This is a genomic window from Pandoraea terrigena (genome assembly GCF_902459705.1).
GTDB lineage: Bacteria > Pseudomonadota > Gammaproteobacteria > Burkholderiales > Burkholderiaceae > Pandoraea > Pandoraea terrigena.
The window spans coordinates 324,141-339,603 of record NZ_CABPRU010000003.1; the positions used below are offsets into that span (position 1 = coordinate 324,141).

14 protein-coding genes are annotated in these 15,463 nt (G+C 65.7%); 3 read left to right on the forward strand and 11 right to left on the reverse strand.

All coding sequences use genetic code 11. The features are described from left to right. Positions 1-94: 94 nt before the first annotated feature. The 8 genes from PTE31013_RS09115 to PTE31013_RS09140 form a co-directional block, all read right to left on the reverse strand. Entirely contained in the window at positions 95-1,177 is a 1,083-nt protein-coding gene (locus PTE31013_RS09115) for a CaiB/BaiF CoA transferase family protein (RefSeq protein WP_150612489.1), read from the reverse strand. A gap of 102 nt (positions 1,178-1,279) precedes the next feature. Beyond that, positions 1,280-2,563: a CaiB/BaiF CoA transferase family protein gene (locus PTE31013_RS09120; protein ID WP_150612490.1), complete on the reverse strand. Its 1,284-nt coding sequence runs from the start codon at positions 2,561-2,563 to the stop codon at positions 1,280-1,282. A gap of 3 nt (positions 2,564-2,566) precedes the next feature. Then, positions 2,567-4,594, reverse strand: coding sequence for an aconitase family protein (locus PTE31013_RS09125; RefSeq protein WP_150612491.1), 2,028 nt, complete (start codon positions 4,592-4,594; stop codon positions 2,567-2,569). Between the two features lie 129 nt (positions 4,595-4,723). After that, positions 4,724-5,800, reverse strand: a complete 1,077-nt coding sequence (locus tag PTE31013_RS09130) for an ABC transporter substrate-binding protein (RefSeq protein ID WP_150612492.1) — start codon at positions 5,798-5,800, stop codon at positions 4,724-4,726. Then, positions 5,797-5,919 (reverse strand): hypothetical protein, encoded by a 123-nt coding sequence (locus tag PTE31013_RS25240; protein WP_281351800.1) that lies wholly within the window; start codon positions 5,917-5,919, stop codon positions 5,797-5,799. The genes PTE31013_RS09130 and PTE31013_RS25240 overlap by 4 nt, the downstream gene beginning before the upstream one ends. Before the next feature lie 68 nt (positions 5,920-5,987). Continuing rightward, positions 5,988-6,899: a LysR family transcriptional regulator gene (locus PTE31013_RS09135; RefSeq protein ID WP_150612493.1), complete on the reverse strand. Its 912-nt coding sequence runs from the start codon at positions 6,897-6,899 to the stop codon at positions 5,988-5,990. A gap of 300 nt (positions 6,900-7,199) precedes the next feature. Next, positions 7,200-7,328, reverse strand: coding sequence for a hypothetical protein (locus PTE31013_RS25245; RefSeq protein WP_281349082.1), 129 nt, complete (start codon positions 7,326-7,328; stop codon positions 7,200-7,202). Positions 7,329-7,485: 157 nt separating this feature from the next. Then, on the reverse strand, positions 7,486-9,102 hold the full coding sequence (locus PTE31013_RS09140) for an ABC transporter permease (protein WP_343039550.1): 1,617 nt from the start codon (positions 9,100-9,102) through the stop codon (positions 7,486-7,488). A gap of 375 nt (positions 9,103-9,477) precedes the next feature. On the opposite strand from PTE31013_RS09140, the gene PTE31013_RS09145 reads away from it, so the two are divergent. Genes PTE31013_RS09145 through PTE31013_RS09155 form a run of 3 tightly spaced genes read left to right on the forward strand, consistent with a single transcriptional unit; the run spans position 9,478 to position 11,926 of the window. Continuing rightward, positions 9,478-10,587: an ABC transporter ATP-binding protein gene (locus PTE31013_RS09145; RefSeq protein ID WP_150612495.1), complete on the forward strand. Its 1,110-nt coding sequence runs from the start codon at positions 9,478-9,480 to the stop codon at positions 10,585-10,587. 59 nt (positions 10,588-10,646) lie between these two features. Beyond that, positions 10,647-11,441 (forward strand): thymidylate synthase, encoded by a 795-nt coding sequence (locus tag PTE31013_RS09150; RefSeq protein WP_150612496.1) that lies wholly within the window; start codon positions 10,647-10,649, stop codon positions 11,439-11,441. Then, positions 11,438-11,926, forward strand: a complete 489-nt coding sequence (locus PTE31013_RS09155) for a dihydrofolate reductase (RefSeq protein ID WP_150612497.1) — start codon at positions 11,438-11,440, stop codon at positions 11,924-11,926. Before PTE31013_RS09150 ends, PTE31013_RS09155 begins: the two co-directional genes overlap by 4 nt. A 265-nt stretch (positions 11,927-12,191) precedes the next feature. Here PTE31013_RS09155 and PTE31013_RS09160 read toward each other — a convergent pair whose 3' ends face one another. The 3 genes from PTE31013_RS09160 to PTE31013_RS09170 form a co-directional block, all read right to left on the reverse strand. Beyond that, positions 12,192-13,631 (reverse strand): sensor domain-containing diguanylate cyclase, encoded by a 1,440-nt coding sequence (locus PTE31013_RS09160; RefSeq protein ID WP_150612498.1) that lies wholly within the window; start codon positions 13,629-13,631, stop codon positions 12,192-12,194. A gap of 318 nt (positions 13,632-13,949) precedes the next feature. Beyond that, the gene (locus tag PTE31013_RS09165; protein ID WP_150612499.1) at positions 13,950-14,663 is read right to left on the reverse strand and encodes an ABC transporter ATP-binding protein; all 714 of its coding nucleotides are present in this window, start codon (positions 14,661-14,663) and stop codon (positions 13,950-13,952) included. Next, on the reverse strand, positions 14,660-15,463 hold the full coding sequence (locus tag PTE31013_RS09170) for an ABC transporter ATP-binding protein (RefSeq protein WP_150612500.1): 804 nt from the start codon (positions 15,461-15,463) through the stop codon (positions 14,660-14,662). The genes PTE31013_RS09165 and PTE31013_RS09170 overlap by 4 nt, the downstream gene beginning before the upstream one ends.

Consider the following 15,463-nt stretch of genomic DNA (forward strand, 5'->3'; position numbering starts at 1 on the left):
CGGTGAACGGTGACTCTACGCGATCAAAGCCCTCACGTCGTGTCGATTCCTCCTGAAAATTTGTGACATTCGGTAACGCACGCCGCTCCCGCCGTCAGGGCTGCAGCGCCTCGCGTGCCCGCGCGAACAGCGCGTGCGTCATGGCCTCCTCCAGCCGCAGTACCGGTGTGACGCAACAGTCGGCATCGGCAAAGCGCGACGTCCATTCGGCCTGCGAAGCACTCGCAAACACCGCCGCCAGTTCAGCCTGAAGCGCACGCGCGTCGTCGCCGCCAACCGCCTGTCCGAGCGACCAGTGCCGCGCCCTCCACTCGCTGCGCCCGAGCACGTCACACAGCGTTTGCCAGAACTTGAGTTCGAGCGCGCCCACGGCCATGTATCGTCCATCCTGTGTGCGATAGACCTGATAGCAAGGCACGCCCCCGTTGAGCAAATCCTTACCCGCCCGCGACACATGCCCTTGCCGATGCAAGGCAACGGCCGGAACGAGGTTCGAGCGGAACACCTCGTGGGTCATTGAGATATCCAGCCACCGGCCGCGGCCGGTGCGTTGTGCCGCGACCAGGGCCGCCAGCACCGCCTGTACCGCCGCCTGCCCGCCGCCGTACAGGTCGCCAATCTGGAAATTCGGCACGATCGGCGCGTCGCCCGCATCGCCCAGTTGATCGAGCACGCCCGCGTAGCCGATGTAATTGATGTCGTGCCCGGCGGCCTGCGCCATTGGCCCGTGCTGTCCGTAACCGGTAATCGAGGCCATCACCAACGAGGGCCTGAGGCGCGCCAGCGTTTCGTAATCGAAGCCGAGCCGCGCCATCACCCCCGGGCGAAACCCCTCGAGCAACACGTCGGCGCGAGCGACCCGGTCGAGAAACGCCGCGCGGTCGCGATCGCGTTTGAGATCGAGCCGCTCAACCGATTTGCCGCGATTGAGCAACCGCCAGAACGCGCTCGGTGGCGGCTCGCCATCGTTGAGCATCATCTCGCGGGCATAGTCACCCGCGCCCGTGTCCTCGATCTTGATCACGTGCGCCCCCAACTCCGCGAGGCGCAGCCCGGCGAGCGGACCGGGCAGCAGACGCGTGAGATCCAGCACGGTGACGCCGGCCAGCGGCGCTTCGGCAGACGCGTACGATTCAGGTGCTTCGGGGTCTTTGGGGAAGTCAGGCAATTCGGTCATGGCAAGCGTGAAAGGGATGACGGTGGATGTCCACACCGTACCGCGCCGTGCCGCCCGTGCGCAAGCGGACGTCGCACCTTCGTCCCTCGGACATCTCCGAATTCAGCCCTGATGGGTGCCGTCTTCCCACAAAACGGGACCCGAAGCATCGCCTGTCCCCAGGGCCTCGCCCGGGGAGACTTCGTGCATCGGCGCCGCGACCACGCCCTCCGTCAGCAATCGCGAGATCTGGCTGTCGAGATACCCCAGATCCCGCAGGATTTCATACGTATGCTCGCCCGCCGCGGGCAAGGGCCGGCGCGCGGGCAAGCGCTGTCCTGCCATCGCGATCGGCAGCAACGGCACCCGTGTGTGCTCGCCTTGCTCCGTCACCAGATCGCCCAAGCCGCCACTCGCGCGCAGATGCGGGTCGTCGAACAGCGCCTGTGGCGTGACGATCGGTGCGAACGGCAGACCGTGCCGCTCGAACGCGGCCGCCAGATAGCTCGCGTCGAACCCGAGCATCATCTCGCGCAGCAAAGGGAGCAGCCAATCTCGCGCGAGCACCCGGTCGTTGTTCGTCGCGAGCCGCGCGTCGTCGGCCAGATCCTGACGGCCGAACACGTCGCAGAAGATCCGCCACTGGGTGTCGCTCACCACTGCGAGGAAAATCTGCACGCCGTCGCGCGCCGTGAACACGTCGTAGATTCCCCAGGCCGAGAGGCGAGCAGGCATGGGGTCGGGTGCCAGCCCCGTCACCGCGAACTGCTGCATGTGTTGCGCCGCGAGCAGCACACAGTTCTCGAACAGCGCGCCCTGCACTTCCTGCCCGCGGCCGGTGCTCTTGCGCTCGTAAAGCGCCGCCAGCGCCGCGAGCGCGCCAAACACGCCGCCCATGATGTCGTTGACCGAAGTCCCCGCGCGCAGCGGCTGCCCGCGTGGCCCCGTCATGTAGGCGAGCCCGGCCATCATCTGTACGACTTCGTCGAGTGCGGTGCGCGTGGCGTACGGTCCCGGCAGGAACCCTTTGAGCGAGACGTAGACGAGCGCGGGATTCAACCGAGACAAGGTCGCGTAATCCAGCCCGAACTGGCGCATGCGTCCCGGCTTGAAGTTCTCGGTCACCACGTCTGCCTTGCTCACCAGCCGCAGGATCAGCTCATGCCCCTCGGCCCGCGTGACATCCACGGCAAGACTGCGCTTGTTGCGATTGAACGTGCGGAAAAAGCCCGCGCCAGTGCCCAGCAGGCGCCGTGTGGGGTCGCCGCCGACCGGCTCCACCTTGATGACGTCGGCACCGAGATCGCCGAGCACCATGCCGCAGGTGGGGCCCATCACCATATGAGAAAACTCCACAACGCGAATGTCTTTCAACGGCATTGGCGTTGCCGGGGACACGTCCTGCATCGCTTATCCTCCCCGCCCTGCCCGCGAGACTTCGCCACACCGCCGATCCGGCAGGCTCTCGGCATGGGCAGCGAAGCCGTCGCGTCGCAGTTGATCGAAACCGACGATATATCCCGCCAAGGCGCTCGCGGCCACGGTGGCCGGACTGCCCAGCCACATCTGTCCCGGCCCCGAACGGCCGGGGAAATTGCGGTTCTGCGCGCTGATGACCACTTCGCCGGGCGAGCGCGACACGCCGGGCCCTGCGTTCACGCACGCGCCACACCCGGGCGAGAGCATCGTGACGCCCGCCGCCGCGAAGACATCCGCGTAGCCCTGTGCCTCGCACCACGCGCGAACGTCTTCGCTGCCGTATTGCAGATAGAAGCGCACGCCATCGGCCACTTTGTGCCCTTGCGACAGGCCCCACGCGAGCACGTCGTGGCACGCGCGCAGGTCCTCGCGCTTGCTGCCCGTGCACGATCCCCCGTAGGCGATGTCGATCGGCACCTCCGCCGGCAACTGGCTGAGCGCCATGCCGTTGCCCGGATCGCCGGGACTCGCCACCATCGCCCCGAGTCGCGCACAATCGATTTCGATGACGTGGGCGTACGATGCCTGCGCGTCGCTCGTCATCCACGGTGCCAACGCGACGTCGATGCCGCGCCGTTCGCGCAGGTATCTCACGGTCTCGGCATCGGGTACGATCAGCCCCGTCAGCCCACCGATCTCGGCGACCATGTTGGTCAGCGTCGCCCGCTCGTCGGTCGACAGGTGCTTCACCGCCTCGCCGGAGAATTCGATGATCTGACCGATGGCACGGCCGTCGCGGACATACGGCAGATGCAGCAGGTGCAGCGCGAGATCCTTCGCCCCCACGCCCGCCGGCAAGCGCGAGCGCAGATGCACGAGACAGGTGCCCGGCACCGCCAGTCGCGCGTCGCCCGTCAGCCAGGCGCTCGCCATTTCCGTCGCCCCCACGCCAAACGCAAACGCCCCCACCGCCCCGCAATGCGGTGTATGCGAATCCGTGCCGACGATGACCTGTCCCGGCAGCGCGTAGCGCTCAAGCATCAAGGCATGGCAGATGCCTTCCGAGCCGCCGCCTGTGGCGCGGCCATGCAGACGCAGATCGTGCTGCGCGCAGAACGCGTGCTGGGCAGCGCCCAGACGCCGCGCCGCATCCACCAGCGGCGGTAGCCCACCGCCCTCGGCAGACATCGTATCGAAGTGGGTGAGGTGATCCTCAAAGCACAGCATCGACGCCGGATCGTGCAGCTCGGGTACGGTGTCGCCGAAGGCGTGTCGCAGGACGCTCACGGCCATCGGCGTGACATATTCGTGGGAGAAGCGCCAGTCGGCGGGGACGAACACGGCATCGCCCGCGCGCACGCGAGGCACGCCGAGCGCCATGGCAATGATCTTTTCGCCGTAGGTCATCGCCCCCGGCGCGTGCGCCGGCCGCGGCGCCACCACGTCCCCAGCCAGGCGGCGACGCGTATAGCCGAACAGCCCCCCGCTGCGCACGATGTCCACGCCCAACGGATCACAGTCTTCGAGAAAGGCCTCGATGGGGACCGCCTCCCCCGCCTGCAGCCGCTCCGCGAGCGCCAGATCGGTCGACATCAGCAACCCAAGGTTCTGGCAGTTCTGTGCATAAATGCGCTCGAAACTCTCGGCGATCACGATCCGGATGCCCGCGCACCATTCCGCGAACGGGCTCGCCTCGCGCGACGACCCCTTGCCGCGGCGCAACCCGCTGACCGACAACGCGAAACCTCCTTCGCGCACGGCCTTCGACCTGACAGGAAAGACGCCGGCCGGATCCGCAGTGTCAGCACCGCATCGCAATCCGATATAGACGGCGTCGCCAAGTGTCTCGTCGAACGCCAGACACGCCCAGGCGGGCGTCATCTCGTCGGTGGAGATCTGGTCGCGCAACGGACCCGCTTCGGCGCGCGTCAGCGATTCGCCGGCCAGTTGCCGGGTCACGGCCTCGGCTCGGTCGCTCAACCAAAGCACCCGTCCGTGGAGTTGCACAGTGGCTTGCATCAGATCGCTCCTCGAATGCGCCCCCATGGCGTCCACCCGTGTCGCCCGCAAATGACGCGCCAAACCCGTGTGCGGCAGCAAGGCGCAGGTGAGACCATGACATCCCGACGTGCGTCCGTCAGGAAACCTTCAGGGATACTGCCGATTTGCACGTGTGGCGAACGCGTTGGTCCAAGTCTCATCGAGCCGGATCTGCGACGGCTTGACCTCCGGCGTGAACGACGCGAGCGCCTTGAGCGCCGTGGCCGGGCCGCCCGCGGGCATCATGCCGTCTGGCGAGAACGCCTCGCGACAGTTGGCAAATGCTTGCAGGTATAGCGCCTTGTTGCCCAGCAAATAGGACTCCGGCACGGTCTTGATCAGATCGGCAGCGGTGGCGCGCTGGAGCCATTTGTCCGCACGCACAATGGCGTTGGCCACTGCCTGCACCGTGCGAGGATTCCGCTCGATGAAACTCTGCGGCGCATACATCACGGCCGCAGGCATCGGCCCGCCGAACATCGCGCGGGTGCCCGCCTGCGTACGCGTATCGACAAGCACCTTGATGTCACCCGACTCCTGCAGCAGCGTCATCATGGGGTCGACGTTGGACACGGCATCGACCTGTCCGCCGCGCGCGGCGGCAACGACCGTCGCGTTGCTGCCGACGCCCACGATGGACACATCGCTCGGTTTGAGCCCGGCTTTCGTGAGCGCCACGTTCACCAGCATATGCGTGCTCGACCCCGGCGCGCTCACCCCGATGCGCATACCCTTCAGATCCTTGACCGATTTCACCTCGGCGGCCTTGGCCTTGACCACGCCAAGCACCAATTGCGGCGCGGCGCCAAGCACCACGAACGCTTGATAGGTCAACCCCTTGGACTGCATGAGCAACGTGTGCTCGAAGGCCCCGGCCCCCATGTCGGCGCTACCACCGACGACGGCTTGCAAGGCTTTGGAGCCTCCCGCAAAGTCGTCGATGGTGACGTCGAGCCCCTCGTCCTTGAAGTAACCGAGTTGTTCGGCGATGGTCAACGGGAGATAGTAGAGGCCGGGCTTGCCGCCCACGGCAATGGTGATCTTCGGTTTCTCGAGCGCCTGTGCGGGTGCGGCATACGCCCCTGCGCTCATGCCCAGTGCTGCGAGGCCTGACGCCACCAGCGAGAAGACGAGAGCCCAACGTCCTACGGCAACGCGCACGCGGCGCGCTTCGGTATGTGTCATCGCGTGTCTCCTCCCGCCCGATGCGGGAAATCGGCGCGCTCCGGCTCGTCGGCCGGAATCGCTATCGGCCCCCAGAGCATCCGCTGCCCCGCAAAGGTCGACAAGTTGTGTTTCGGCATGCCAGACATCGCCGTTCACGACGCTTGGCCGCGCACCGAACCTCCGGCGTTCATTCGCCATGCGAACATTACGTAACGCTATGGGAACACAGATGATCGACGAGCATGCGCGAGGCGACGGGCAACGCGTCGTAACGCCGCACGCACACGATCAGCCGGCGCTGTGCCCACGGATCGGTCAGCGGCACGATGCGTAGCGCCACGCCGTCTGTCGCTTGCGAATAGGTGCCGACGGCCTCGCGCGGCACGACGGCCAGCCCGAGGTTGGCCCGCACCATGCGGCACACGCCTTCGAAGGTCGAGACATGGATGCGGAACTTGACTGTCTTGCCCTGCTCGGCCGCCACGCGCCGCAGCACTGTGTACATGGCGCTGTCCGGATGCACGCCGATGTGATCGAAGTCGAGCGTATCGACGAACGCGAGCTGTTCCCGGCTGGCCAGCGGGTGTTCGCTGTGCAGCACGGTCACGACCTGGTCATTGCGATAGGGGAAGACTTCGACGTCGCGGGTATCGACAGCGTCCCAGCAGATGCCGATGTCGGTGGCGCCATCCGCCACACCACGCACGACCTGCGCGCTCGTGTGGTCTTCCAGGTCGACCTTCACGCCGTCGTGGCGACGCAGGAACGCGCCGAGTTCATCGGGCAAGGTCTCGACGATCGAGGAAACGTTGGCGAAGATGCGGATATGGCCGCGCACGCCGCTGGTGTACTCGGACAAATCGCCCTGCATCTTCTCGAGACTGCGCAGCACATTGCGTGCGTGATGCAGCAGCGCCTCGCCAGCCGGGGTCGGCCGCACGCCCCACTTATGGCGCTGGAGAAGCGCCGAACCGATCAGGGACTCGAGGTCGTTGATGCGTTTGCTGACAGCGGAGGGCGCAATGAATTCGCGCTCGGCGGCCCGCGCAATGCTGCTTTCTTCGCAAACGGCGACGAACAGTCGCAACGAGACCAGATCGATCCGCCATAGCGCCATGCTCGTCTCCCAAAGGCGATGCATTGACAGCGATGTTGCGGCGCGCGTGGTAAAAACACAACGATCCACCGCCCCTGACGATTCAGGAAAGCACCATCAAAACGCCAACGAACGGCCTCCCCCCAGGAACGACGGCAAACGACCACGACATCCGGGGGAAACGGAAAATCGGCGGCTCGGGGGAAGAAACACGTCAATCGCCCAAGGCGACACCCCCGTCAGGTCCGCGGGTTACACGACCCCATCGGATGTCGCGCATCCGTCTCGAAGTGCTGGTCCCCGTCTCGCGCAGGTCACCTGCTAGCGCATCGCTCCCGCGAGCAGCACGGCGCTCCAGCCGCCGTCTGCCGTGTTCAGCGGTGCCTCAGGCGGCGGTGCCGACGCCAAGGCCATGAACAGCCAACATTTGCAAATGACGATTGCAATCATTTTGTTGACGCTCGATCATCCCGGCTTCGTTGCCGGGCCTGCTTTGACTATAGTCCGGCACTATCGGAGCGGCAACCCGGAAACATACCAAACGGGTTCGCGATCGGCGTTCCCGCAACAGCCCGCGCAGGAACGCGATGTCAAATCCCCCCTGCCTTTAGCCGCGTTTCGCAATGGCGCGCGCCAACAGCAGCACCGGCAGCAGGCCCACGAGCACGAGCGTCAACGCGGGCACGGCCGCCTCGGCGAGCCGTTCATCGGCGGCCAGATGACTGGTGACGACCGCCAGCGTATCCATGTTGAACGGTCGCAGCGCGAGCGTCGCGGGGAGCTCCTTCATCACGTCGACGAATACCAGCAGCGCGGCGGTCAATACGCTACCGCGCAGCAGCGGCAGATGCACCCGGCGCAACATCGCCCAACCGCTCACGCCGAGGCTGCGGGCGCTGGCGTCGAGATTGGGCGCGATGCGGGCAAAGCCGGCTTCCACGCTTTGCAGCGCCGCCGGCAGGAATCGCACGAGATAGGCATAGATCAGCACACCGCTAGTGCCGGCGAGCACCAGGGCGTCGGTCCCGAACACACGGCCAAGCCACGTGTCCAGATGCAGCACCGGCGTGAGAATGCCCAGGGCGATGACCGCGCCCGGGATCGCATAGCCGACGCCCACGAGACGAATGGCGATGCGCGTGACACGCCCCGGGGCCAGTCGCTGGGCGTACCCGAGCACGACGGCAACGACGCTGGCGACGAGGGCCGCCACCACCGCAAGGCGCACGGTGTTGAAGACCCACTCGCCGTAGCGATGCCAAGGCACCTGATCCAGTTCGGCAACGGCCAGGCGCAGCATGATGAGCACCGGCAGCACGAAGCCGATGATGAGCGGCAGCGCGCATACGAACGTCGCCAGGGCGGCACGCCCCGCTGACAGCCGCGAACGTCGCGACGTCGACGGCGCCCGCCCCGGCGCCCCGTAGTACCGAAGTCGCGCCCGGCTACGCGCTTCCGCTATCAGCAGCACGAGTACGGCCAACAGCAGGCAGGCCGAGAGTTGGGCGGCCGCCACCCGATCGCCCATCGACAGCCAGGCGCGGTAGATGCCAGTCGTGAGCGTTGGCACCCCGAAGTACGCCACGGCGCCGTAGTCCGCGAGCGTCTCCATGAGCACCAGCGCCAGGCCCGCGATCAGGGCCGGTCGCGCGAGCGGCAACGCCACGCGCAGGAACCCCTGCACGGGGGTACACCCCAGCGTGCGGGCGGCTTCGAAATACCGTTGGCTGTGTTCCAGAAAGGCGGTGCGCGCCAGCAGGTAGACGTACGGATAGAACGCCCCGGCGAAGACCCACGCGGCGCCGTACCACGAGCGAATCTCCGGGAACGCTGCGAGCCGCTCCACCGAGAGTAGCGAGCGCAGCGCGCTCTGCACCGGGCCGGCGAACTGCAGGAAGTCGGTGTAGGCGTAAGCGGTGACATAGGCGGGCATTGCCAGCGGAAGAATCAGCGCCCATTCCAGCACGCGGCGGCCGGGAAACGTGTAGTGGACGACCAGCCACGCGCTGGCGACGCCCATCACCAGCACGCCCGCGCTCACGGCCACGGAGATGCGCAGCGAGTTGAGCAGGTACTCGGGCAGCACCGTGTCGAGCATATGTGACAGGACCGCATGGGTTTGTGCATCTCCCGTACCGAGCGCCGCCACGATGCCGAACATCGGCACGAGCACGACCAGCGCGGGCACCCACGCCAGCCACCGCCAAGCCCAGGCGACAGACAAGCGTGTGGCGCGTCGTGCGACAAGAGGCGAACGATCGGTCAGGACGGGATCGACGGAGGCAGAATCGGCGGGGGCGCGTGACGGGGGCGTCGATGACATCGGCAAATCGTGACGGGTAGCGGGCATTGGGCGGACGAGCGAACGGGCGACGGCCCACTGCCGTTGCCCCGTCGCGTCGCTTCGGGGAACCGGCAGAGACTCGCCGGTCTAAAACGTTGTAAATTATACGCATTCGCGATTGCGACTCTGACGCAGGCAGCCGCGGAAAGTGCCCCGCCTCCAGCGAAAATGCCGCCTCGCGCCCGTCCGTGTTCGATTGTGTCCATTGATCCGCTTCGTCGACGTGCTTTCGTCGACTCACGCCACCCTACGCCAATGCCCCTGCCCTACCTGCTGCTTGACCATCTCCGCGTGAACTACCAAGCTGCCGGCCACGTCCACACGGCGGTACGCGACGTGTCGCTGTCGCTGGCCCGCGGCGAAATCGGCTGTCTGCTCGGCCCGTCCGGCTGCGGCAAGACGACGGTCCTGCGCGCCGTATGCGGCTTCGAGCCGTTGGCAGGGGGGCGCATCGTGCTCGATGGTCACGAAGTCGCGAACGCGCAGTCGAGCGAACCGCCGGAGCGTCGCCAGGTTGGCGTTGTGTTCCAGGATTACGCGTTGTTCCCGCATCTGGACGTTGCCCGGAATATTGGCTTCGGCCTCGGGCGCATGGCGCGCGGCGAACGTCAGGCGCGGGTGGAGAGGCTCGCGGAGCGCGTCGGCCTGGCGGGGGCGCTGAAGCAGTATCCCCATGAACTCTCCGGTGGTCAGCAACAACGCGTGGCACTTGCGCGAGCCCTGGCCCCCGCCCCCGCGCTGCTGTTGCTCGACGAACCGTTCTCGAACCTTGATCTGGATCTGCGCGAGCGTCTGGCGGTTGATGTGCGCGAGATCATCCGGGAGAGCGGTGCGACGGCGATCCTGGTGACCCACGACCAGCATGAAGCGTTCGCGATGGCCGATCGCATCGGCGTCATGCATGCGGGGGCGATCGCCCAGTGGTCGCCCGCGCGCGAGCTGTGGCGCATGCCCGCCAATCGTGCGGTGGCAGAGTTCATCGGACGCGGCGCATTGATTCCCGGTACCTTCCGGGGCAGTGTCGACGGCGGCGGCATTTCGGTCGAACTCGGGGAACTGGCGGTCTCGCCGATGCTGGCGGACAAGCTGCTGCGCAACGCCGCCAAAGACACGTATCCCGTCAACGTCGACGTTCTGCTTCGCGCGGACGATATTGCACACGACCCGGCGAGCCCGTTCGAAGGCACGCTGGTGCGGCGCGCGTTCCGCGGCGCTGACCAGCTTTATACGTTGCGCCTGGCGTCGGGACGCGAGGTGATCGCCCGCGTCGACAGCGAATTGACCCACGCCGCGGGCGAGCGCGTGGGTCTGCGCTTGACGGTCGAGCATCCGGTGGCTTTCGCCGCGCGTGTCGCTGGCGTCTGACCCTTGCGCAGCACGGCGTCGCCCGGAGACTGGTAAAATCCGGCAAAACGGATGGGCCTATGAAACAGTACCTCGACTTCATGCGCCATGTACTCGAACATGGCACCGACAAGACTGACCGCACCGGCACGGGCACCCGCTCGGTGTTCGGTTACCAGATGCGCTTCGACCTGCAGGAAGGATTTCCGCTCGTTACCACCAAGAAGGTGCACATCAAGTCCATCGTGCACGAACTGCTATGGTTCCTGCAGGGCAGCACGAACGTGCGCTATCTGCAGGAAAACGGTGTCTCCATCTGGAACGAATGGGCCGATGCCGACGGTGAACTCGGCCCGGTGTATGGCGCGCAGTGGCGCTCGTGGCCAACGCCCGACGGCGGTCATATCGACCAGATCACGCAGCTCGTCGAGCAGATCCGCACGACGCCCGACTCGCGCCGCCTGATCGTATCCGCCTGGAACGTCGGCGAGATTCCCCGCATGGCGCTGCCGCCGTGTCACGCGTTCTTCCAGTTCTATGTGGCCGACGGCAAGCTGTCGTGCCAGCTCTATCAGCGCAGCGCCGATATTTTCCTTGGCGTGCCGTTCAACATCGCGAGCTACGCGATGCTCACGCACATGATGGCGCAGCAGACGGGGCTCGATGTGGGCGACTTCGTCTGGACTGGGGGCGACTGCCATCTGTACAACAATCATCTCGAACAGGTTCGCACGCAGCTCGCGCGCGAGCCGTTTGCCCTGCCAACGCTCGAGATCTCGCGCAAGCCCGATTCAATCTTCGATTATCGTTTCGACGACTTCCATATCGTCGGATACGAAGCGCATCCGCATATCAAGGCTCCGGTGGCCGTATGACGATACTGACGCTGGTGGTCGCCCGCGCCGAGAACGGCGTGATCGGGCGCGACAATCAATTGCCGTGGCGTTTGCCGGAAGACCTGGCGCACTTCAAGCGCACGACGCTCGGCAAGCCGATCGTGATGGGGCGCAAGACGTTCGATTCGATCGGTCGTCCGCTGCCGGGCCGCCGCAATATCGTGGTATCTCGCAATCCGGACCTGAAGATCGACGGCTGCGACGTGGCGGGTTCGCTTATCGATGCGATGCGGCTGTGCGTGGGGGTCGAGGAAATCTGCCTGATCGGCGGTGCGCAGTTGTACGCCGAAGCGCTGGCAAGCGCGGACAAGGTGATCGTCACGGAGATCGCCAAGGCGTTCGAAGGCGACGCGCATTTCCCGGCGCTTCCGGCCGCGCAATGGCGGGAAACCGCCCGCGAGTCCCATCACTCGCCGGCGCCGAACGATTTCGACTACGCGTTCGTGACTTACGAACGGATGTGAAGCGACGGGGCGCCGCCGCGTCACAAGCCGTGGAACGCTCGCCTGGTGACATCTACGTGATCAGGCGGCTGCGCGAACGCCATTCGTTTCGCCAGTGTTCCCAATAAACAAGCTCAGGATCCCGTGCGTGACACTACGTCGCAAAACCCGGATTCAGGAGAGGCGGATCGGCATCGCCGAGGACCGATCGCAGTTCCGCGATGTCGATCCGCTGGAAACACGAACATCACGCTTGCATCAGGAAGGAAATCAAAGCGCCGCCGACTCACGCGCTCAGGTTTTCGCGCGGCGCCTGGGCGAGCGCGCCGGGTTGCTCGCCGCCACTGATCGGCATGCCCTCCGAGACATGCACGCGGTCACGGCCAAGGCGCTTGGCGGTGTACAAGGCGTCATCCGCCAAGGCGATCAGACGCTGCGGCGTATCGCCTGCGGCCCCCTGCTGCGGCACATGCGTTGCGCAGCCGACGCTGACCGTCACGTAACCCTGCTGCACTGGACCCGGTTTCGCCAGCGCCCGAACACTTTCCGTCACGCGCGTTGCGACGAACATGGCGCCGTTTGCGTCGGTCTCCGGCAGGACGACCACGAACTCCTCGCCGCCATATCGCGCCACGAGATCCGTCGGTCGATGCGTCGCCCGCATGATGGCGAGTGCAACATGCGCAAGACACTCGTCGCCAAGCGGATGTCCATAGGCGTCGTTGTAGCGCTTGAAGTGATCGACGTCGACCATCAACAGCGATAATGGGTGCCCCGAGCGACGGGCCTGATCGAAATCGCGCGGGAACCGCTCGCTGAAGTAGCGGCGATTGAAGATACCGGTGAGCGCGTCGCGGTTGCTGTATTCGATCAGACGCAGGTGCGCGCGCGCCAGTTCGCGGTAAAGCCGCGTGACTTCCCACACCAGCACGCAGACAAGCAACCCCGGGGCCGACATGCTGAATAGCCGCGCCAGGTACCACCCCAGCGAGAATCGCACCGTACTCATCAGGCTGAGCACGGTATCCGTCACACAAGCAAGCACGGCGAGCGCCACCCACACGTCGAGCACCGCGCGCAAGCGACCGATCGCCAGCACGGCGCCCAGCGCGACGAGGTTCAAGACAAGCAGCACGATGCCAGCACCGCTGGCGGAGAAATCGCCCGGCGCGCTCGCCGGTGCCAACGCGGGCGGCAGCGGCACGGCCAACGCCGTCAGGCATAGCAACCCGCCCACAACAAGCGGCAGGCCGACGAAGAGCCACATCGCACGACCGGACGGCGGCAACTGCGTCACGGACTGCGGGGTGAAGCGGCGTCGCACCAGCATGGCGATAAGCACGAGAGTGGGGAACCCCGCATGCCAGAAGACCCAGATCCAGGCGGATGTCGTCGGAAGCGCCCCGAACAGCCCCTGCGGCGCGAAAAGGCCGGGGAACGTCAGCAGTTGCATCGCGACGGTCAATGCCGTAAAGGCATAAGCACCGGCGAGCAGCCCGAACACCGGCAGCCGGCTCACCGTAAACTGTACCGCCAACAAGAACGAGGCGATCGTCGCCGTCGAGAACACCGTTAGCCCACACATGGGCAGGAACGCGGCAACCGCCGGGAGTGCCGTGGTCGCGTGTGGCGCCGTCAATACCAGGGCAGCGAGGATGACCATCGCCAGACAACCCGCGAAAGCCCTCTGACCAGGCGTTGCACGCTCCATCAGAAAGGTGTCCATGACATCCCCTTTGATTCTCGATGTCCGATGCAGAGCCAACAACAGGCGGCGTTTGACACACCTCCCCCACCGATTACCGGTTAGTCGCAGCATGCGCTAATTCCGCTCGGCTGCCAACGTGTGCCTGGCCGCCCTGCCGGCCCACCCTTTTGACACCGCCCTCCAGCCGTCGCATCCGCGGCCTCGCATAGAAAAAGCGGCGTCGACACGCTATCGTCAGATAACGCGTCGACGCCGCCTGATCGACGTCGTCCTTCGTCCTTGCCGCTCGGTGAAGCGCGGGGCCGCGTGCACGCCTCCCCGCGCCCCCGACAGACCTCAACCGCCCAGATATGCCTCGAGCACGCGAGGATTTCCCAGCAAATTGCGCCCCGTGTCTTCGAGCACCACCTTGCCGGTTTCGAGCACGTAGCCATGTTGCGCAATCTTCAGCGCTTGACGCACGTTCTGCTCCACCAGGAAGATGGTCAGGCCTTCGGCGTTGATTTCCTTGAGCGTGCTGAAGATGCCCTGCACGATGATCGGCGCGAGCCCCATCGACGGCTCATCGAGCAGCAACAGCCGCGGCCGCGCCATCAACGCCCGGCCAATCGCCAACATCTGCTGTTCGCCGCCCGACAAATTTCCGGCCATCTGGTCCAGACGCTCGGCCAGCCGCGGGAATCGCGCCAGTACCTTGTCCAGATCCGGCTTCACGTTCTGCTTGTCGCGACGCGTGTAGGCGCCCAGCTCCAGGTTCTCGCGCACGGACATCGTCGTGAGCGTGGCGCGACCCTCGGCCACCTGCACCAGCCCGCGCTGCACGATCTTGTTCGGCGGCAGACCGCCGACCTCCTCCCCTTCGAAGCGGATCGTGCCCGCCTGCTTCTTGATAAGACCCGACAGGGCGAGCAGCGTCGTCGACTTGCCCGCACCATTGGCCCCCACGAGCGAGGTGATCTCGTGCTCGCGCAACGAGAAATCGACGCCCTTCACGGCTTCGATATGCCCATAGGCCACCCTCAGGCCCTTCACTTCGAGCAGCGCGCTCATGCCTTGTCCTCCGCGCCGGCCGCGAGTGCGGCCGCATCGTCGTCATCGTCATCGCGGCCGAGATAGGCTTCGATGACCTGCGGGTTATGCTTGATCTCGTCGGGACCGCCTTCGGCGATGATGCGCCCGAAGTTCAACACGGCGATGCGTTCGCACAATCCCATCACAAAGCGCATGTCGTGCTCGATCATGAAGATCGTGTAGCCGCGCGCCTTGATGTTCTCGATCTCGCCCATGAGATCGACCTTCTCGCCCGTGTTCATACCGGCCACGGGCTCGTCGAGCAGCAGCAGCTTGGGCTCGGTCGCCAGCGCACGGGCCAGTTCGAGCTTGCGCTGATCGCCGTACGAAAGGTTGTCGGCGATGTCGTGCGCCTTGTGATCGAGCTTCACCCACGAGAGCAGTTCGTGCGCACGTTCGCGCGAGCGCTTCTCCATCTCCCGATACCCCGGCAACGAAAGCAGCAGGCCAGCCGGGCCATACGAGAGATGCCGATGCATGCCGACCACCACGTTCTCGAGCAGCGTCATCTCCTTGAAGACGCGGATGTTCTGGAACGTGCGGGCAATGCCGCGCTGCGTAATCCGGTGCGGCTTCTGCCCCACGAGACTCTCGCCGTCGAACGTGATGCTGCCGCCCGTGGGCTGCAACAGCCCGGTGATCAGGTTGAAGACGGTCGTCTTACCCGCCCCGTTCGGGCCGATCAGCCCGAAGATCGTGCCTTGCGGCACCTCGATGTTCACGTCCTGGAGAACGTGCAGGCCACCGAATCGTTTGGAAATATTGGAAAGCTTGAGCAT